The organism is Pseudomonas uvaldensis, from assembly GCF_021271205.1.
Lineage (GTDB): Bacteria > Pseudomonadota > Gammaproteobacteria > Pseudomonadales > Pseudomonadaceae > Aquipseudomonas > Aquipseudomonas uvaldensis.
Window position 1 is genome coordinate 698,386 of record NZ_JAIWKS010000002.1, and the last position, 18,207, is coordinate 716,592.

14 protein-coding genes are annotated in these 18,207 nt (G+C 60.7%); 4 read left to right on the forward strand and 10 right to left on the reverse strand.

The window, feature by feature from the left end:
• Positions 1-22: 22 nt before the first annotated feature.
• The 3 genes from LCU97_RS06410 to LCU97_RS06420 form a co-directional block, all read right to left on the reverse strand.
• A complete protein-coding gene (locus LCU97_RS06410; RefSeq protein ID WP_232775912.1) occupies positions 23-1,900 on the reverse strand; it encodes a feruloyl-CoA synthase in 1,878 nt (625 codons plus the stop codon).
• Positions 1,901-2,011: 111 nt separating this feature from the next.
• Positions 2,012-3,460 carry an aldehyde dehydrogenase gene (locus LCU97_RS06415; protein ID WP_232775913.1) on the reverse strand — a complete coding sequence of 483 codons (1,449 nt, stop codon included), beginning with the start codon at positions 3,458-3,460 and terminating at the stop codon, positions 2,012-2,014.
• Positions 3,461-3,544: 84 nt separating this feature from the next.
• Positions 3,545-4,375 carry a p-hydroxycinnamoyl CoA hydratase/lyase gene (locus LCU97_RS06420; protein WP_232775914.1) on the reverse strand — a complete coding sequence of 277 codons (831 nt, stop codon included), beginning with the start codon at positions 4,373-4,375 and terminating at the stop codon, positions 3,545-3,547.
• 213 nt (positions 4,376-4,588) lie between these two features.
• Here LCU97_RS06420 and LCU97_RS06425 point away from each other — a divergent pair, with 213 nt between their 5' ends.
• The gene (locus LCU97_RS06425; RefSeq protein ID WP_053156829.1) at positions 4,589-5,077 is read left to right on the forward strand and encodes a MarR family winged helix-turn-helix transcriptional regulator; all 489 of its coding nucleotides are present in this window, start codon (positions 4,589-4,591) and stop codon (positions 5,075-5,077) included.
• Positions 5,078-5,136: 59 nt separating this feature from the next.
• Here the strand turns inward: LCU97_RS06425 and LCU97_RS06430 are convergent, their stop codons facing one another.
• Positions 5,137-6,444 carry an OprD family porin gene (locus tag LCU97_RS06430; protein ID WP_232775915.1) on the reverse strand — a complete coding sequence of 436 codons (1,308 nt, stop codon included), beginning with the start codon at positions 6,442-6,444 and terminating at the stop codon, positions 5,137-5,139.
• 308 nt (positions 6,445-6,752) lie between these two features.
• Here LCU97_RS06430 and mhpT point away from each other — a divergent pair, with 308 nt between their 5' ends.
• On the forward strand, positions 6,753-7,964 hold the full coding sequence (gene mhpT / locus LCU97_RS06435; RefSeq protein ID WP_232775916.1) for a 3-(3-hydroxy-phenyl)propionate transporter MhpT: 1,212 nt from the start codon (positions 6,753-6,755) through the stop codon (positions 7,962-7,964).
• A gap of 22 nt (positions 7,965-7,986) precedes the next feature.
• Here the strand turns inward: mhpT and LCU97_RS06440 are convergent, their stop codons facing one another.
• A complete protein-coding gene (locus LCU97_RS06440; protein ID WP_053156837.1) occupies positions 7,987-8,616 on the reverse strand; it encodes a hypothetical protein in 630 nt (209 codons plus the stop codon).
• Between the two features lie 11 nt (positions 8,617-8,627).
• Positions 8,628-9,854 carry an RtcB family protein gene (locus LCU97_RS06445; RefSeq protein ID WP_053156840.1) on the reverse strand — a complete coding sequence of 409 codons (1,227 nt, stop codon included), beginning with the start codon at positions 9,852-9,854 and terminating at the stop codon, positions 8,628-8,630.
• 254 nt (positions 9,855-10,108) lie between these two features.
• Between LCU97_RS06445 and LCU97_RS06450 the strand changes: the two genes are divergently transcribed.
• Positions 10,109-10,960 carry a CAP domain-containing protein gene (locus LCU97_RS06450; protein WP_053156844.1) on the forward strand — a complete coding sequence of 284 codons (852 nt, stop codon included), beginning with the start codon at positions 10,109-10,111 and terminating at the stop codon, positions 10,958-10,960.
• Between the two features lie 276 nt (positions 10,961-11,236).
• Positions 11,237-11,455: a hypothetical protein gene (locus tag LCU97_RS06455; RefSeq protein WP_156315976.1), complete on the forward strand. Its 219-nt coding sequence runs from the start codon at positions 11,237-11,239 to the stop codon at positions 11,453-11,455.
• A 247-nt stretch (positions 11,456-11,702) separates the two neighbouring features.
• Here the strand turns inward: LCU97_RS06455 and mqo are convergent, their stop codons facing one another.
• From mqo to macA, 4 genes are all read right to left on the reverse strand, one after another.
• Positions 11,703-13,346 (reverse strand): malate dehydrogenase (quinone), encoded by a 1,644-nt coding sequence (mqo, locus tag LCU97_RS06460; RefSeq protein WP_053156846.1) that lies wholly within the window; start codon positions 13,344-13,346, stop codon positions 11,703-11,705.
• 387 nt (positions 13,347-13,733) lie between these two features.
• A complete protein-coding gene (locus LCU97_RS06465) occupies positions 13,734-14,939 on the reverse strand; it encodes a DUF1624 domain-containing protein (protein ID WP_232775917.1) in 1,206 nt (401 codons plus the stop codon).
• A gap of 140 nt (positions 14,940-15,079) precedes the next feature.
• Entirely contained in the window at positions 15,080-17,041 is a 1,962-nt protein-coding gene (locus LCU97_RS06470) for a MacB family efflux pump subunit (protein WP_053156850.1), read from the reverse strand.
• A 2-nt stretch (positions 17,042-17,043) separates the two neighbouring features.
• Positions 17,044-18,195: a macrolide transporter subunit MacA gene (macA, locus tag LCU97_RS06475; protein ID WP_232775918.1), complete on the reverse strand. Its 1,152-nt coding sequence runs from the start codon at positions 18,193-18,195 to the stop codon at positions 17,044-17,046.
• Positions 18,196-18,207 lie beyond the last annotated feature (12 nt).

Consider the following 18,207-nt stretch of genomic DNA (forward strand, 5'->3'; position numbering starts at 1 on the left):
CTACTGCGTCAGCCCCTGATGTTCAGCCGCTGTGCCCTGCCCTGAGGATCGAGGCATCTTCTCCGCGATACAGCGCCTCGACTTTCGCCGCTCGCCACTGCAACACCGCACGCTGGTTGAGCGAGCCCTTGTCGGTGATTTCCCCCCGGTCGATGGACGGCGGTTCGTCGAGCAGTGCTATCCACTCCACACGACTGGCATTGCCGCTGGCTTCGCGGTTCAGGCGTTGCAGCCAATCGGCGAACCACTGGCGCACCGGCTCGCTGGCGAGCACCTGGGCGTCGCTGGCGTCCGGCGGCAGACCCGACAGACGTCTACATTCGGGCAATCTCGGGAACACCAACGCCCCCAGGCACTCGCGATCCGGCGCGGTCACCACCAGATCCAGCACGTACGGCGTGCCTTCCAGCACTGCCCGATTGCGCAACGGTCCCACGCTGACGAAGACCCCGGAAGACAGTTTGAAGTCCTCGGCGATTCGCCCGTCAAACATCAGCCCCAACTGTGGATTGCCGGGATCGGCCAGCTTGATTGCATCGCCCGAACAGTAGAAGCCGTCCGCGTCGAACACCTCGGCGGTCTGCTGAGGCGAGCGCCAATAGCCGGGCATGATGTGCGGCCCGCGAAAGCGCCCCTCGAACTTGCCGTCCACCGGCACCAGGCGCACCTCGCAACCCGGCGCCGGCAGGCCGATGTAGCCGGCCATGGACAGCGGCCCGGTGGTGAAGGTGCAGGACGGTGACGCCTCGGTCATGCCCAGCCCCGCCATCATGCGGATCCGTTCGCCACAGTGCTGCTCGGCCACTTTGTCGAGCCGGTCCCAGGTGCTCTGGGACAACCCTGCCGCCGCGAAGAAGAACAGACTGATGCGCGCGAAAAAGCGTTCGCGCAGTTCGCCGTCCTGCTCCAGGGCGCTGACCAACTCCTCCCAGCCTTTGGGCACGGTCAAGTAAGCCGTGGGGGAGATTTCCTTGAGATTGCGCAGGGTCTCGGCGAACCCCTGGGCGGTGGGTTTGCCGTCGTCCAGGTAAAAGGTGCCGCCGTTGTACAGCACGATACCGACGTTGTGACTGCCGCCGAACGTGTGATTCCACGGCAACCAGTCCACCAGCACAGGCGGGGCTTCGCCGAACACCGGAAAGGTCTGCAACAACATTTGCTGGTTGGCGCAGAGCATGCGCTGGGTGGTGATCACGGCCTTGGGCAACTTGGTGGAGCCCGAGGTAAAGAGAAACTTGGCGATGCTGTCGGGGCCGGTCGCGGCAAAGGCCTGTTCGGCTTCGGCACCGCCGGGTTGCGCCAGCAGGCTGGCGAAGCTTGTCCGGGCTCGTCCGGGTATCTCGCCGTTTACCGTGATCAACGGAATGTTCGCCGGCAACACCGCGTTGATCGCCCGCTCGAAAGGCGCAGCGTGGCTGACGAATACCAGCCCCGGTTGCAGCAGGTCGCAGACATGCCGCAGCTTGGCGAAATCCTGAGACAACAATGAATAGGCCGGCGACACCGGGCAATAAGGAATCCCGGCGTACATCGCGCCAAGGGCCATCTGCAGGTGTTCGATGTCATTGCCTGAAAGCAGGACCAGCGGCTTGTCGGCGGACAAGCCGTAGCCCAGCAGACGTTGGGCAATCGCCCGGACACTGTCGAGCATCTGGGCATAACTGACCCGGCGCCAATCACCGCCGGCCACGCGGGCAGCGATGAAGGTCTGTTGCGGGCGCCTCTGGGCCCAATGCACCAGCCGATCGAGCAAACGCGCCGGCAACGGGGCCAGGGTTTCCAGGGATCGCATGTGGAGGACACCCTGTTCCTCGCTGACCTCAACGGCGGGGTGACCAATCGACACCTGGCGATAACGCCCCGGGCCGGGTCGGGAGGACGATCTGAACTCGGAACTCACGTACATTTCCTCCACCAAGGCGCGCTCGGGTCGTATTTCACACGAGCGGAGCGCGGCAGCGTCTGGCTGCGATCTTGTCGTTATTATGGATGGCCGGCGATGCGGCGGATTTCAGATCGGGTAATGCCGGGGTCCGTTCTGCAGCGTCACCCAACGCAACTGGGTGAAATGCTCGATGGACGCCGTGCCGCCAAAACTGCCGTAACCGCTGGACTTGACGCCGCCGAAGGGCATTTGCGCCTCGTCGTGCACCGTCGGACCGTTGATGTGGCAAATGCCCGACTCGACCCGTTGGGCCAGGGCCAGTGCTCGAGCGGTGTCGCGGCTGAAGATGGCTGCCGACAAACCGAACTCGGAGTCATTCGCCAGGCGCAGCAGTTCCTCATCCCCCTCACCGCGCAACACCACCGCCACGGGGCCGAAGGACTCTTCGTGATAAAGCCGCATCTGCGGAGTTACGCCATCGAGCAAGGTCGGCTGCAGGATGCTGCCGTCCAACTGACCGCCTGCCAGCAGCGTCGCACCTTTGTCCAGGGCATCGTCGATCAGGCCTTTGATGCGAAGGCCGGCGCTCACGTCCACCAGCGACCCCAGCGCCGAATCGCTGGCTGCCGGATCGCCGGCGCGTAACGTGGCGATCTTGGCCGTCAACCGGGCGACAAACGCATCGGCTACGCTCGCGTCAACGATCAACCGCTCGGTGGACATGCAGATCTGCCCTTGGTTGAAATACGCCCCGAAGGCCGCCGCGTCCACCGCAGCGTCCAGGTCGGCGTCGGCCAATACCAGAAACGGCGCCTTGCCACCCAGCTCCAACAGGGCCGGTTTGAGATGACGGGCCGACAGCTCACCGACAATGCGCCCGACATGGGTCGAGCCGGTGAAATTGACGCGGCGCACCGCGGGATTGGCAATCAGGCGTTCGACAATCGCTGGAGCGTCCTTTGGCGCGTTGCAGATCACATTGACCACGCCATCGCCCAGGCCGGCGTCCTGCAACACCTGACCGATGAGCCTGTGCACCGCCGGGCTGATTTCCGAAGCCTTGAGCACCACGGTATTACCGCAGGCCAGCGGCATGGCGATGGCACGGGTGGCGAGGATCACCGGAGCGTTCCATGGCGCAATGCCCAGCACCACGCCACAGGGCTGCCGCAGGGCCATGGCGAAACTCCCAGGGACGTCCGAGGGAATGATTTCGCCATTGATCCGGGTCGTCATGGACGCGGCTTCACGCAGCATATTCGCCGCCAGATGCACATTGAAACCGTACCAGTTGGCCATCGCACCGGTCTCGCCAGCCGCGGCGACGAATTCATCGCTGCGGGCCTGCAACTGCTCGGCCGCTCGCAACAGCCGGGTACGGCGTTCATTGGGGGCCAGCGCGGACCAGGCGGGAAACGCGGCTTGCGCGGCAGCGACTGCCGCGTCGGCGTCTTCCAGGGTGGCCGCAGCCACGCGCGAGACGACTTCGCCGGTCACCGGGTTGCAACGTTCGAAAGTCCGACCGTCACGGGCGGGGCACGACTGGCCGCCGATCAACAGGGGCACGTCCAGCATGATGATTCCTCTTTATTGTCTTTATCGGAATACGTTCACAGTAGCGTCGAGGGCCCTCGACGAACAGTCGCCAGCCCACGCAGCTCAGCGCTTATAGGCTTGCAGCCCCGGCTTGATGCTCTTGTCGTCCAGGAACTGCTTCATGCCCTGCTCACGGCCTCCCTCCTTGTCCAGCAGGCGCGACTGGTCGAGCTTGGCGTACAGGTAGTCTTCGTTCTGCTCCCAGGTCAGCTCGCGGCAGCGCTTGAACCCGTGCTTGGCCGCCCGCAGCACCACCGGATTTTTCTCCAGCAGGTTGCGCGCCAGCGCCACGGTGACTTCGCGCAGTTGCGCCAAGGGCACGCTCTCATTGACCAGACCCATCTCGGCCGCCTTGCGCCCGTCGAACGTCTTGCCGGTCATGATGTAGTACAGCGATTGGCGATGGCCGACGGTATCGGCCATGGCCTTGCTGACGAGGTTGCCGGGCGGGATGCCCCAGTTGATTTCCGAAAGGCCGAACGTGGCCTCGTCGGCGCAGATCGCCAGATCGCACGCCACCAGTGGACTGAAGCCGCCGCCGAAGCACCAGCCATTGACCATGGCAATGGTGGGCTTGGCGTACATGCGCAGCAGTCGCCATTGCCATTGCGAAGCGTCGCGGCGGATCTTTTCCTGAAGGATTTCCGGCCCGGCATCCACCTCGCGGAAGTACTCCTTGAGGTCCATGCCAGCGGTCCAGGAGTCCCCCGCGCCGGTGAGCACGAGCACGCCGGCGGCTGGATCCTGTTCGAGGGTTTCGAGCACGTCGACCATTTCACGGTTGAGGGTCGGGCTCATGGCGTTGCGTTTTTCCGGACGATTGAGGGTAACCCAGGCAATGCCCTCCTCGATGTCCACCTTGACGGTTGTCCAGCGACCTTCGTAATTGCTCATGACGCATGCTCTCTTGTTCTGGGCTGAAGATGAGCAGAAGCTAAACCGCAAAACTAGTTATGTCAATTAACTATTAATCAATTTATCTGAATCAGGACGTCCGAATCGTTGCACGTCGGAGAGACAAATATTCAATCGACCGTAGCCAGCGCCCCACAACCCCGGCAAACTGGATAGCCTTGTTAACCACTCACCTTGAGGATGCTTTTTTCAATGGCCAAGTCTGCAAAACTTGCCGAAGCCGCCGAGGCCATGGCTGATGTCGCCAGCGCGCAGGCGCCACTGGACTCCGCACTGGACGACCTGATCGGTTACGCCTTGCGCCGCGCTCAGTTGAAACTGTTCCAGAACCTGATCGGCCGGCTCGCCGTCCACGACCTGCGACCCGCCCAGTTCTCGGCCCTGGCGATCATCGACCAGAATCCCGGCCTGATGCAGGCCGACCTGGCCAAGGCCCTGGCAATCGAACCGCCACAGGTGGTACCGCTGTTGAACAAACTGGAAAGCCGGGCACTGGCCGTACGGGTGCGCTGCAAGCCGGACAAGCGCTCCTATGGGATATTCCTGAGCAAAACCGGCGAGACCCTGCTCAAGGAACTCAAGCAGATCGCCTCCCAGAGTGATCTGGAGTCCACGGCCGCCCTTTCGGGCGCGGAGCGGGAGGAACTGCTGCGTTTGCTGAAGAAGGTCTATCAGTCATAAACGCCCCGATACACACGGTGGCGAGGGTATAAACCTCCTCGCCACCGTCGCATCGAGCCCTACCAGATCGGCATGCTGTAGGTCACCAGGAACCGGGTCTGGTTCTCGTCACGAAACGCCGCAGCCGCTGGAAAGTCGTTGCGGTAGATCGACTTACGCGCCAGCAGCCCGACGTTTTTCAGCGGGCCACTCTGGATCACATACCCCAGCTCCATCTGGAACTCCCGCTCTTTGCGATCCTCGGCCTCGAAGGCCGCCAGTTCGATGTGATCGCCACGCACATAACGCAATCGAGTTCTCAGGCCCGGTACGCCCACCGCGGCGAAGTCGTAGTCATGAATCGCCTGCCAGGTACGTTCCCGTGCATTGAGAAAATCCGAGCTCATGGTCATTTCGCTCAAGCCCATCAGCTCGGTGCCGGACACATAAGGCGTGGCGGTGTCGCCACTGGCATGCATGTAGCCAAGGCTGACGCGATGTCCGCCCCAGCGGTAGCCGAACAAGGCCGAGACGTTGCGGTTGTCCACCTTTCCAGCCTTGGCAGCACCGTCTTCAGCACTGAAAAAGCTGCGCAGATCAGTGGTCAGCACCCCGCTTCCAAGCGGCAGGTCATGCAACAACGCCAGGGTGTCCTGCCGGTACAAGTCCTTCACTTCGGCATGATAGGCCCGCAGGCTGAGTGCCTTGTCGACCTGGTAATCGCCGCCGGCATAAACCAGGTGGGACGAAGTGGCCGCACCGTTGAAACGCCGGTTGGGGGACGCAATGCTCATCGGTTGATAGTCGGTGGAATCGCGCCGGTTGATGCGGTCGATGTACCCGGTATTGAACGTCAATCCGTCGAAATCCTTTGAGCTGAGCGTGGTGCCGCGGAAGGTCTGTGGCAGCAGTCGTGAGGGACTGGCGAACGCAAACGGCAGGAAGATAGACACGTCGCCTGTTTTCACGGTGGTCTGGCCGACGCGCAGCTTGCCCGTCAGGGCCAGGCGCGAATACTCATCCGGAGCACGCCTGTCGCGGCTGGACACCGGCAGCAGTTCGGTGCCGCTGCGATCCGGCGAAGAATCAAGCTTGATCCCCATCAACCCGCGGGCATCCAGGCCGAAACCGACAGTGCCGGTCGTATAACCCGACTCCACGTTCATGATCACACCCTGAGCCCACTCCCGGGCGGCTGTCTTGGCGCCATTGTCCTTGTAGTCGCGGTCCATGTAGTAATTACGCAGCGTCAGAGTGCCGTGGCTGTCGTCGAGAAATCCTTGAGCCGAGGCCGTGACCGAATACAGGCTCAGCCCGAGGCTGGCCAGCAATGGAGCGAGGCGAGTGACTGGGGCCGATGCACAAGCGCCCCGGGAAAGATTGGCCATGTTCGAAGTCCGTTATTGTTGTTTTTTTGATCGAAACCCTACCGGCGGGCAGGGATACCGACGCAAGAATGGAAATCCGTCGCGGTTCCCGTCAACCAGAAATGACCGATAATCGAACATTAATATAATTAACTTATTTTAACGACTTATTGGTTTACAAAATTAAGAGCTTGATTTTCAACAATTAATTCTCAGCGACAAGACGCCGATAAAAATCCATCGAGCTTTAGTTATCTTTGTTAATCTAAATTTCGCTGCAAGCCGGATCGATAACCGGCGGCCCGACAAAAACAATAAGAGGACTTGTCATGAACCATTCGGCGCGTCGCGCAACGCTGACCATTGCCTTGTGTTTTATCGTCGCATTGATCGAGGGTTTCGACCTGCAATCGGCCGGCACCGCTGCCGCCGGTCTGCGACAGACCTTTGCCCTGGACCCGAAGATGATGGGCTGGGTATTCAGTGCCGGCATTATCGGTCTGCTACCGGGCGCTTTCTTCGGCGGCTGGATCGCTGATCGCATCGGTCGCAAGAAAATCCTGATCAGTGCTGTATTGCTGTTCGGAATCTTTTCCCTCGGCACCGCTCACGTAGAAGACGTTTCCAGCCTGCTACTGGTGCGCTTCATGACCGGCCTGGGCCTTGGCGCCGCCCTGCCCAACCTCATTGCTCTGTGCGCCGAGGCCGTGGGCGAACAACGACGTGGCACGGCGATCAGCGTGATGTACGCGGGGGTTCCGCTAGGGGGAGCGTTGGCGGCGGTGGTCGCCATGCTGTCGGGCGAACACTGGCAGATGACGTTTTTCATTGGCGGCCTGGCGCCGTTGCTGGCGGTGCCGTTGATGCTGTTGTGGCTGCCGGAGTCCAGCGCTTTTCGCCAGGCGCGAGCGACTGACTCAGAAGCCCGTGGTTCTACTGGCAAGGCGCTGTTCGGCGAGGGCCGCAGCCGGACCACCCTTGCCCTCTGGATGAGTTACTTCTTCACCCTGACGGTGATGTACATGCTACTCAACTGGCTGCCGACGTTGCTGGTGGAACAAGGCTTCAGCAAGCCCCAGGCTGGCCTGGTACAAATGCTGTTCAATATGGGTGGAGCCCTCGGTTCGCTGATCGGAGGCCTGTTGCTGGACCGTTGCAATGGCATCAAGGTGGTACTGTTCGTCTACGCCGGTTTGTTGAGCGCCCTGGCGGGAGTGGGTTTTTCGGTCGGTATCGTGCCGATGAGCATGGCCGGTTTCGCTGCCGGACTGTTCGTCATGGCCGCGCAGCTAGTGCTTTATGCCTTGGCGCCCCCCTCCTATCCCACTGCCGTACGGGCGACTGGCGTCGGTGCGGCGGTTGCCATTGGACGCCTGGGTTCGGTGGCAGGTCCCTTGGCCGCCGGGCAGATCCTGGCGGCCGGGGCAGGCATGACGGGTGTGCTGTTGGCGACGTCGCCAGGATTGGTGATCGCCGCCCTGGCGGCCATCAGCGTGATGACTCGCGCCGTGCCGGCGGGTGAGGTGCATGCGGTGCGCTGACGGATGCCAGGCCTTTCCTGATTCAATCCGTGGTGCTGGCCGCCAGCACGCTCAACACGCGGCGACGGGCATTCCAGATGCTGAGGCACCACACGCCCCACCACTCCAGCCCGTCCTCGAAGTAATTGCTCCATGGATCACGCGCCGGATCGGGTTCGTCGCTGGCCAGCCAGTCGACGTTGAAGTTATCGACCCAGGTCTGCACCTCGACGCCGGCTTCGAGCCCGAGCAGATCGAGCCAGTCCTTGAACAGCGCTTGTGGGCTGTCATCGACGAAACGGGTGCCGTAAGGCGGCTCGCAAAAGGCCTGGTACAGGGCGAAAGGTGGCCGATTGTGATCGTCCTTGTCGGCGTGCAGAAGTTGGGCGACTTCTTGCGAATCCAGAGGCCTGGGCATGGCCTTGTCCAGATCCCAGCTCATATTGGGGGGCGCGGCGCCGGCAAAACGGGGATCGCGCACCAACTCGCGATGCCGCTCCAGCCACAGGCTCCTGATGGACTGGAACAACTGATCCACCGCCCGCCGATGAAGCACCGGGGTGATCGCCTCGCCGGCCTCGGGGGCGAGCACGAGAAAATCGAAGGCGCAGCCGGCCTTCTCCATCCGCTGGCGCAAGACTGCGCTGGCATGTCTTTCAACCACGTTCAACATGTCGGGCTCCGCTAACCTTTGACACAGACCACCTGGCGCAACGTGTGCAGCACCTCGACCAGCTCACGCTGGGCATGCATGACCTGGTCGATATCCTTGTAGGCCATGGGTATTTCGTCGATCACGGCCTCGTCCTTGCGGCACTCTACATGAGCGGTGGCGCGAACCTGATCTTCAACGGTGAAGCGTTTTTTCGCCTGGGTACGACTCATGACCCGCCCTGCGCCATGGCTGCAGGAGCAGAACGACTCCTCGTTGCCCAGGCCCCGAACGATAAAACTCTTGGCGCCCATCGAGCCGGGAATGATCCCCAGCTCGCCTTTGTGCGCTGACACCGCGCCCTTGCGGGTCACCAGGACGTCGCGCCCGAAATGCCGTTCCTTCTGCACATAATTGTGATGGCAATTGACGGCTTCCAGCGCCACGTCGAACGGCTTGCGGATGACCTGGCGGGTGGCGTGTATCACCGCGTCCATCATCAGTGCGCGATTCTGACGGGCGAAATCCTGGGCCCACCCCACCGCCTGGACATAATCGTCGAAATGTCGGCTTCCCTCTTCGAAATACGCCAGGTCGCGGTCCGGCAGATTGGCAAGGTGCTGGCGCATATCGGCTTGGGCCAATTGAATGAACAAGTTGCCAATGGCATTACCCACGCCGCGCGAGCCGCTGTGCAACATGAACCAGACCCGGTTGGCCTCATCCAGGCAGACCTCGATGAAATGGTTACCGGAACCCAGGGTGCCAAGGTGCTGACGATGATTGGTCTTGGTCAGCTTCGGGTACTTGTCGGTGATCGCCTTGAACCGCTCGGCCAGCGCGGCCCACGCTCTGTCGGTCTGTTGTGGAACGCTGTTCCATGCACCTTTGTCCCGCCCACCCTGACTGACGGTACGCCCATGGGGCACGGCTTTTTCAATGGCGCTGCGCAAACCGTGGAGGTTATCCGGGAGATCGGCAGCCGTAAGCGAGGTTCTGGCGGCGATCATGCCGCAGCCGATATCCACCCCGACGGCAGCGGGGATGATTGCGCCCACGGTGGGGATCACACTGCCAATGGTCGAGCCTTTACCCAGATGCACATCGGGCATTACCGCCAAGTGTTTGAAGATGAATGGCATCTTCGCTGTGTTCATGAGTTGCTGGCGGGCTTCGGCTTCCACTGGCACCCCCTGGGTCCAAAGCTTGACGGGCTTGCCGTTGGCGACTTCCAGCAGTTCGTAGGTGCTCTTTTGCATGATTCGGATTCTGTCGTTGGCCTTCCACGAGTTTGACACGGGTCATGAAGGCAGATTCAGGGCAATTGTTGTCCAGATGAAATTGCAGCCACGGTAACGGACTTATTCGGCGCAAAATTGATCCCATGATTTGAGGAGTGTCCCGAGCGGTGCCAGACGGCGTCACTCCAGGGATTTCAATAGAGCGTGAAACCGTTGCCCCAAGAGGGCAGAAATTGCGCATCATAGGCGCCGTCCGCTCAAGGGAGATTTACATGCGTGCCATTCCATCCGCCATGCGTCTGGTCGTGCTGTCGCTCGGCCTGGCATTCGCCGTCGGGGCCACCGCCACCGAAGAGACGCAACTGGTCGAGTCCATCAATCTCTACCGCAGCCAGTCCCAGAGCTGCGCCGGCCAGGCCTCGCTGGAGCTGCCACCCTTGGCCATGGATTCGCGGTTGATCCTGTCGGCCAACGGCATCGGCGACCTGCAGCAAGCACTGGCGCGGGCAGCCTATCCGATGGTCAATGTGCAGGCCATCAGCCTGTCGGGGCCGCGGGATGCCCAAGCGGCGATGAAAGCCGTGCAGGAGAGTTTCTGTCAGGTAGTGCTCGACCCGCAGTTCGTCGACATCGGGGTCAGTCGCATGGACCGCGAATGGCGCATCGTGCTGGCGCGCCCGCTGTTGTCGGCGCGTTTAGGTGATTGGCAGGCCGAGGGCCAGAAACTGCTGAAGTTGATCAACAGCGCCCGCGCACAACCGCGCCGCTGCGGCACCGAAGCCTTCGCGGCCACGACACCGCTGTCGTGGAACGCCACTCTGGCCCTCGCTGGCGTGACCCATGCCCGCGCCATGGCCAACAACAACTTCTTCGACCACAAGGACCGCGACGGTCGCACGCCCGGGGACCGAGCCGAACTGGCTGGCTACCTTGGCCAACTGATCGGCGAAAACATCGCCGCCGGCCAGGACACCGCCCTCAAGGTGGTGGACGGCTGGCTGGCAAGCCCAGGGCACTGCGCCAACCTGATGAACCCGCAGTACCGCGAGCTGGGCGCCGGTTATGCCATGGACCCGAAAAGTGATGCGGGGATTTACTGGACGGCGATGTTTGGTACCCAGTAGGCGAAAAATTTGTAGCGAGAGGAATCGATTTGTCGGGCCGCGTTGCGGCCCGGACGTTACAGGCGGAGATGCGAATAATCACCGGGGACAGAAGGCTACACCCATCGGAGAGCACGACCGACCCAAGCGCCACAGTTCTGCTGGCTCCTATATATATTTATACTTCAAAAATAATATTCCGATTAGATATCAAGAACTGTAAATCTTGACAGTAGGAACAGCGCTTTAGTTCAATCATTATTTTCCTGCGTCAACTCGCAAACCGAGGAAAATAAAATGAGCACGGAATATGGCTATACAGCCCATGCAGTGGGCGGCACACATAACTCTGGCCATGGACACATTACCGCAAACTCTATAGAAGAGGCGGTACAGGCCGTAAAAGATAAATATATGGAAAGCCACGGAGTGGAAGTAAAGGTTACGTTAACCCTACTTAAATTTGTAGCAGAGGGTGAGATGCCACAAATTGTAAAGGTAGTTGAAAGAGCGTGACAAAAAGCATCCTCAATGAGGATCGGGCATGGGTCTTTTTGATTTCACATATATCGCATCGATGGAACATTACGGAGAAAAGCATAGAAGCCAACTTCTGAAATAGCTCAGAACATTGACTCAATACTGAGCAGTAAAAATCCGGAATCCTTATGGATTCCGGATTTTTGGAACTTCAGGATTGATGAATCCTGAAGTGAACAGCATTGCACATAGAGCGCTGTTACTTTACCTCACAGAGCGAGGTTTACAGCGCCATATCGGCCGCCGGGTTGCTTTCGCGGGCAGCAGCGGGCTTGGCCGGAACCACGGCAGCGCCTGGCTTGCCGATGGCCGGCGGCGGGTCCAGTTGCAGGACTTCGCTGGTGTAAGCCCATTCCTGAGCCACACGCTCGGGGCTGTCGTTGAGCTTGGTGCCGTAGCTCGGCACGATCTGACGCAGTTTTTCCTGCCAGGCCGGGGTGGCAACCTTGTCCTTGAAGACCTTTTCGAGCACGGTCAGCATGATCGGCGCGGCAGTCGAGGCGCCTGGCGAGGCACCCAGCAGGCCGGCGATACTGCCATCCTGGGAAGCGACCACTTCGGTGCCGAGTTTCAGGACGCCGCCCTTCTCTTCGTCACGCTTGATGATCTGCACACGCTGGCCGGCTTGCCACAGGCGCCAGTCTTCCTGCTTGGCCTCGGGGAAGTATTCCTTCAGGGCGTTGAAACGGTCTTCGTCCGACAGCATCAGTTGACCGGCCAGGTACTCGACCAGCGGGTACTGTTCGATACCGACCTTGGTCATTGGCCACACGTTGTGGGTGGTGGTGCTGGTCAGCAGGTCGAAGTACGAGCCGTTCTTGAGAAACTTGGTGGAGAACGTCGCGAACGGGCCAAACAGGATGACACGCTTGCCATCGAGCACGCGGGTATCGAGGTGCGGAACCGACATCGGCGGCGCGCCAACCGAAGCCTTGCCATAGGCCTTGGCCAGGTGCAGCTGGGCGACAGTGGGGTTTTCGGTCACCAGGAACGAACCGCCCACTGGGAAACCTGCGTATTCACGGGCTTCCGGAATGTCGGACTTCTGCAGCAGGTGCAGGGCACCGCCGCCAGCGCCGATGAAGACGAACTTGGCGTCGGTCTCGGTTTCGGTGCCGTCTTTCAGGTTCTTGTACGAAACGCGCCAGGTACCGTCTTCGTTGCGGGTGATCTCTTCCACTTCGCTGGACAGTTTCAGCGAGAAGTTCGGCTTGGTTTGCAGGTAAGCGGCGAACTGACGGGTGATTTCGCCGAAGTTCACGTCGGTACCCAGGGGACTCCAGGTGGCTGCCACCTTCTGGCTCGGATCGCGCCCTTGCATCATCAGTGGAACCCACTTGCTGATCTGCGCAGGGTCTTCGGAGTACTGCATGCCGGCGAACAAAGGGCTGGCCTGGAGCGCTTCATAGCGTTTCTTCAGGAAGGCGATGTTCTCGTCGCCCCACAGGAAGCTCATGTGCGGTGTGGAATTGATGAACGAGCGCGGGTTCTTCAGCACACCCTGCTTGACCTGCCAGGACCAGAACTGACGGGAGATCTGGAAGGCTTCGTTGATTTCGATGGCCTTGGAGATGTCGACCTTGCCGTTCTTGTCTTCCGGCGTGTAGTTCAGCTCGGCAAGCGCGGAGTGACCCGTACCGGCGTTGTTCCAGCCGTTGGAGCTTTCTTCCGCAACACCGTCCAGGCGCTCGACCATTTCCATGGTCCAGCCCGGCTCCAGCTCATTGAGCCAAACGCCGAGTGTCGAGCTCATGATGCCCCCACCAATGAGCAGGACATCTACTTTTTTTGGCTCGGCGGCGTGCGTGGTCGCAAGACCCATCGCCATCGCCAGGCCCAGCAGCGCCGTGTGTGTTTTCTTCAACATGTGTGTATCCCTAGGATGGAACGCCATTCCGCCCCCCGGTCCTGTTCAATGATAGACCACGCCCATGGCCGGCAACGCCAGCGTGTCTGGTTCGAATGGACTGGAGGATGGACCTACAGGGCCGCGCTACAGCGGCCTCGGTTTATGTCTCTCCGGCACTGACTTCTTGTAGGTCTTGGCTTCAGCTGGGTGAGGGACACTGCAAAACGGTCTTGATCGGGTCTGGCCTGGCCGTGCCCGATTGTCGCAGCGGGGGGAGTTTACATAATGAAACAAGCAGACCGAAGCCTCTTTTTCATATTCCTGACAAAAGCACTGGGTAAATTGAGGCAATTTGATGGCCCCGATGGGCTCCCCTCGACGCGGGAGCCACGGGAATCTTGCCATTCAGAAGTATTTCAGAACCGTGATATCACGACGTCGTTGTTTGAGCTCTGCGAACCAGCGCGTCGGGAAAAACAGCACGACACCCAGCAGCACGCTCCACAGCCATACCATCGGCAGATGGTCGAAGCCGTAGTAGGCGCCCTGGTTGGTACCCCAGATCGCGACCGCCATCAGGTACAGCGCCTTGAGCACGTAAAGGTGCAGCAGATAGAAAAACATCGGCGCGCCGCCATAAATCGCCAACAGCGCAATGACGCCCCGTTGCTGGGCTTTCTCGAAAAGCGCCAGCAGAATCAGGCCCACGCCCAGGGTCGGCAGCAGGAACATCAGCGAGGGCGGATATTTCGTCGCGCTCATGAAGCTCATGACGGTGCGCAGCGCATCGCCGGTCTGGACCCAGGGCTTGTCGCCATAGACGTTCAGGTAGCGGATGCAGACGAAGGCCAGCAACAGTCCGAGGCCAACCTGTAGCAAGCGACGCAAACGCACGGCCGGCGCCGCCTCTTTGCCGAACCATGGCCCGATGGCCCAGCCCAGCAGGATTACGCCGATCCACGGCAATACCGGATACGTGGTACGCGCCCGAGTGAACTCGGTGATGTCGATGAATGCGCGCTGGTGAAGAATCGACCAGGGGACGAAGAACGGTGAATCCGGGCCCAGCACCACGCCATCGAGGAGGTTGTGGCCGGCGACGATGGCCACGCCGAGGACGATCAACCAGCTGCGCTTGAGATGCAGCAAGGCGGCCAGGACGATCATGCAGATGCCAATGCACCAGATCACCTGCAACCACAGTGTCTTGGGCGGGAATTCGGCGTTCCAGGCGAAACACACGAAGGTGACTTCCAGGAACACCAGGAACAGGCCACGTTTGAGCAGAAACAGCGAGGTCTCGCCGGCGGTGTGCTTCTGGCTGTAGAGCCAGGCCGACAAACCGGTCAGAAAAATGAACACGGGGGCGCAAAGCGTGCTGAGCAGACGCGTGAAATACAGGTCCGGCGAAACGCTCAGCGCATCGATGGGGTCCGTGACCTGACGGTGCAGCAAGAAGGTCTCGCGGACGTGATCCACCAGCATCAGCAGCATGACGAAACCGCGCAGGGCGTCGATGGCGAGCATGCGGACATTGGTCGTTACAGCGGGGGTTGCAAGCGCAGGCGCACGGACGCCGGACGGGCTCGTCACGCTTGAAGGTAGGCTCATGGCAGTACTCGGGGTGAAAGTCGTTGGTCCGCGCAAGGCAGGAATGAGAATGCCTGCCAAACGAAAGCGGATAACATAACACGAAATACCTGTCGCGAGCAGACTCCCCCTGCACTTGAACTGTGTCCCGCCGATCGTTGTCAATCCCGCGCCAGGGCATTGATCGGGTCAAGGCGCGCCGCATTGCGCGCAGGCACGAAGCCGAACACGATGCCGATGACCGTCGAACAGACGACCGCAGTGATGATCGACCCCATCGAAAACACCATTTGCCATTCCTTGACGAAAATCGAAAACACATAGCCGATGCCGAACGACAAGGCGATGCCGATCGTCCCTCCCAGCAGGCACACCATCACCGCCTCCACCAGGAACTGCTGGCGTATATCGGACTGACGGGCCCCGACGGCCATGCGGATGCCGATCTCACGGGTGCGTTCGGTCACCGAGACCAGCATGATGTTCATCACCCCGATACCGCCCACCACCAGCGAAATGACGGCGATCAGCGAGAGCAGCAATGCCAGGGACTGGCTGGTCTTCTGCACCGTCTGCAACACGCTGTCGAGGTTGTAGGTGAAGAAATCCTTGATGCCATGGCGCTGTTCAAGGAGCTTGACGACGTTATCCTCCACGGCCTTGCTCGGCTGCCCGTCCTTGATTCGTACGGTAATGCTGTCCAGGAAACGCTGGCCCAGCAATCGCCCGGCCGCGGTTTCATAGGGCATCCAGACATTCAGATTCTTGTTCGTGTTGAAGACACTCTTGCGATCTTCGGTCACACCGATGACCGTGCAAGGCAGATTGTCGATGAGGATCACCTTGCCCAGCGGATCCGTGTTCGGGCCAAACAGCCGCTGCCGGGTGTTATGGTCGATCACTACCACTTGCGACTGGCGCCGGGCATCGTCTTCGCTGAACTTTACCCCCGAGCCGATCTTGATTCCACGCACCTGGAAATAGCTCGAACTCACACCATTGACGGTGGCATTGACGTCGATGTTTTCATAGCGCAACAACAGGTTGCGCCCCAGGTTGGGGGTCGCGCTGTCGATGTAGTACTGGTCGCTCAGGGCCGTGACATCGGACAGCACCAGGGTTTCGATAGCGGTCGAGCGACTGTCTCCCCAGTCGGCGCCGGGCATGATCTCGATCGTATTGCTGCCGATCGCTTCGATGTCCTTCAGAACATACTGCTTGACCCCTTCACCAATGGCCACGATCGAAACCACCGAAGTGATGCCGATGATGATCCCCAGCATGGTCAACAAGGTGCGCATCCGATGAGACACCAGCGCCACCCACGCCATGTTGAACGCCTCGCTGAACAGCCCGAAGCTGGCAAGCAGGCGGTTCGTCGGCTTGACCCTGGCCGGACGTGCCTGCGGTTGCGCCAGTTCTTCCAGCGGACGCTGGGGGTTGGGTCGGTCACTGACAATCTCGCCGTCGCGGATCTCGATGATGCGCTGGGCATGGGCGGCCACCTTTTCGTCGTGGGTTACGATGATGACCGTGTGCCCCGCCGCGTTGAGCTCCAACAGAATTTTCATCACTTCCCGGCCGCTGGCGGTATCCAGTGCACCGGTGGGCTCGTCGGCCAGGATGATCTCGCCGCCATTCATCAGCGCCCGGGCAATACTCACCCGCTGCTGCTGCCCGCCGGAAAGCTGGCTCGGTCGATTGGCCAAGTGTCCCTCCAGTCCCAGGCGGCCCAGCAGTTCCCCGGCCCGGCTGTGGCGTTGCGACTCGGCGGCGCCCGCGTAGATGGCCGGCATCTCGACATTGTGCAAGGCACTGAGGTGAGGCAGCAGGTGATAACGCTGGAAGATGAACCCGAAGTGATCGCGGCGCAGGACCGCCAGCTCATGGTCATCCATCGAACCGGTCTCGCGTCCATCCACCTTGTAACTGCCGGAACTCGGATGATCGAGGCAGCCGAGCACATTCATCAGGGTGGATTTACCGGAACCGGAGGCCCCGGTGATCGCCACGATTTCTCCGGCGTTGATCGTCAGGTTGATGTCCTTGAGCGCTATGAACGCCTTTTCTCCTGCGAGAAAGCTGCGGGTGATCCCCTTGAGTTCCAACAGTGGTCGCGTCATGGTCAGGCCCCCGCCACGGCCGGGGCCGGCTCGCCAATGACGACTTTGTCGCCCTCGGCCAGGCCGTCCTTGATTTCGGCCCGGACATTGTTGTTGATACCGGTTCGCACGTTACGTGGCTGCGCCTTGCCTTCGGCGTCCAGCACCCGAACTACGTAGCTGCCGTCCTGGTTCTTCGCGCCCAGGGCCGCAACCGGAACCGTCAGCACCGATTTGGCCTTGTCCAGGACGATACGGACCTGGGCGGTCATCGAGATGCGCAAGCGATGGTCAGGGTTCGGTACGTCGAACAGGCTGTTGTAGAACACCGCGGTGTTCTGCTTGGGCGTGCCGGCGGTCTGGGTTTCGAGGAAATTCTGCGGCGCCGGCTCGGTGCCTCGCAGGGTGGCGTAGTAGCGTTTCTCCGCTTCACCGAGGATGGTGAAGTACACCTCCTGCCCGGGCACGATATGGATCACATCGGCTTCGGAGACCTGGGCCTTGACGGTCATGGTGTCCAGGTCGGCCAGCTTGAGCAGCACCGGCGCCAGTTGCTCGGCAATCACGGTCTGGCCTTCCTGGGTCACAATGCCTACGACATAACCGTCGATGGGGGCCACGATATGGGTATAGGCCAGGTTGACCCGTGCCGTTTCCACCTGGATCCGGGCGTCCTTTATCTGGGCATCGAGGGACAGCAGGTTGGCGGCTTCCACCCGGTAGTTGGACTCGGCGGTCTCGTACTCCTGCTTGGAAATCGCGTCGTCCGGTTGCAGCACCTTATAGCGCTCGTAAGTGGCTTTGGCGTCCTTGAGCTGGGCCGCGGTGGCTTGCCGGCGCGCCATCAGGTTCTCTTCATTGACCTGGGCCTGGCGAAGCGCATTCTGCGCAATCAGCGGGTCGATTTCCGCCAGCCACTGGCCTTTCTTGACCTTGTCACCCAGTTTGACCTTGAGTGACTTCAACTGGCCCGACACCTGGGCACCGACATCCACCTGCTTGACGCCCTGCAGCGTCCCGGTGGCCAGCACCGCATTCTCGATGTCAGTGCGCTCGACCGTGGCGGTCAGGTACTCCGGCGGTTTCCCCGGCGACTGAGCGCTGTAGAAAACCAGGCCGGTCACCACGACCAGGACAAGCACGATAGCGATTTTTCGAAACTTCGACTTTTCCATAAATGACTCTAT

What these genes read in the sequence shown, in the direction of transcription:
- macA (WP_232775918.1), bottom strand. Translation starts at nt 18,195, where the DNA reads ATGGAAAAGTCGAAGTTTCGAAAAATCGCTATCGTGCTTGTCCTGGTC.
- LCU97_RS06465 (WP_232775917.1), bottom strand. Translation starts at nt 14,939, where the DNA reads ATGAGCCTACCTTCAAGCGTGACGAGCCCGTCCGGCGTCCGTGCGCCT.
- mqo (WP_053156846.1), bottom strand. Translation starts at nt 13,346, where the DNA reads ATGTTGAAGAAAACACACACGGCGCTGCTGGGCCTGGCGATGGCGATG.
- LCU97_RS06445 (WP_053156840.1), bottom strand. Translation starts at nt 9,854, where the DNA reads ATGCAAAAGAGCACCTACGAACTGCTGGAAGTCGCCAACGGCAAGCCC.
- LCU97_RS06440 (WP_053156837.1), bottom strand. Translation starts at nt 8,616, where the DNA reads ATGTTGAACGTGGTTGAAAGACATGCCAGCGCAGTCTTGCGCCAGCGG.
- LCU97_RS06470 (WP_053156850.1), bottom strand. Translation starts at nt 17,041, where the DNA reads ATGACGCGACCACTGTTGGAACTCAAGGGGATCACCCGCAGCTTTCTC.
- mhpT (WP_232775916.1), top strand. Translation starts at nt 6,753, where the DNA reads ATGAACCATTCGGCGCGTCGCGCAACGCTGACCATTGCCTTGTGTTTT.
- LCU97_RS06450 (WP_053156844.1), top strand. Translation starts at nt 10,109, where the DNA reads ATGCGTGCCATTCCATCCGCCATGCGTCTGGTCGTGCTGTCGCTCGGC.
- LCU97_RS06425 (WP_053156829.1), top strand. Translation starts at nt 4,589, where the DNA reads ATGGCCAAGTCTGCAAAACTTGCCGAAGCCGCCGAGGCCATGGCTGAT.
- LCU97_RS06415 (WP_232775913.1), bottom strand. Translation starts at nt 3,460, where the DNA reads ATGCTGGACGTGCCCCTGTTGATCGGCGGCCAGTCGTGCCCCGCCCGT.
- LCU97_RS06420 (WP_232775914.1), bottom strand. Translation starts at nt 4,375, where the DNA reads ATGAGCAATTACGAAGGTCGCTGGACAACCGTCAAGGTGGACATCGAG.
- LCU97_RS06430 (WP_232775915.1), bottom strand. Translation starts at nt 6,444, where the DNA reads ATGGCCAATCTTTCCCGGGGCGCTTGTGCATCGGCCCCAGTCACTCGC.
- LCU97_RS06455 (WP_156315976.1), top strand. Translation starts at nt 11,237, where the DNA reads ATGAGCACGGAATATGGCTATACAGCCCATGCAGTGGGCGGCACACAT.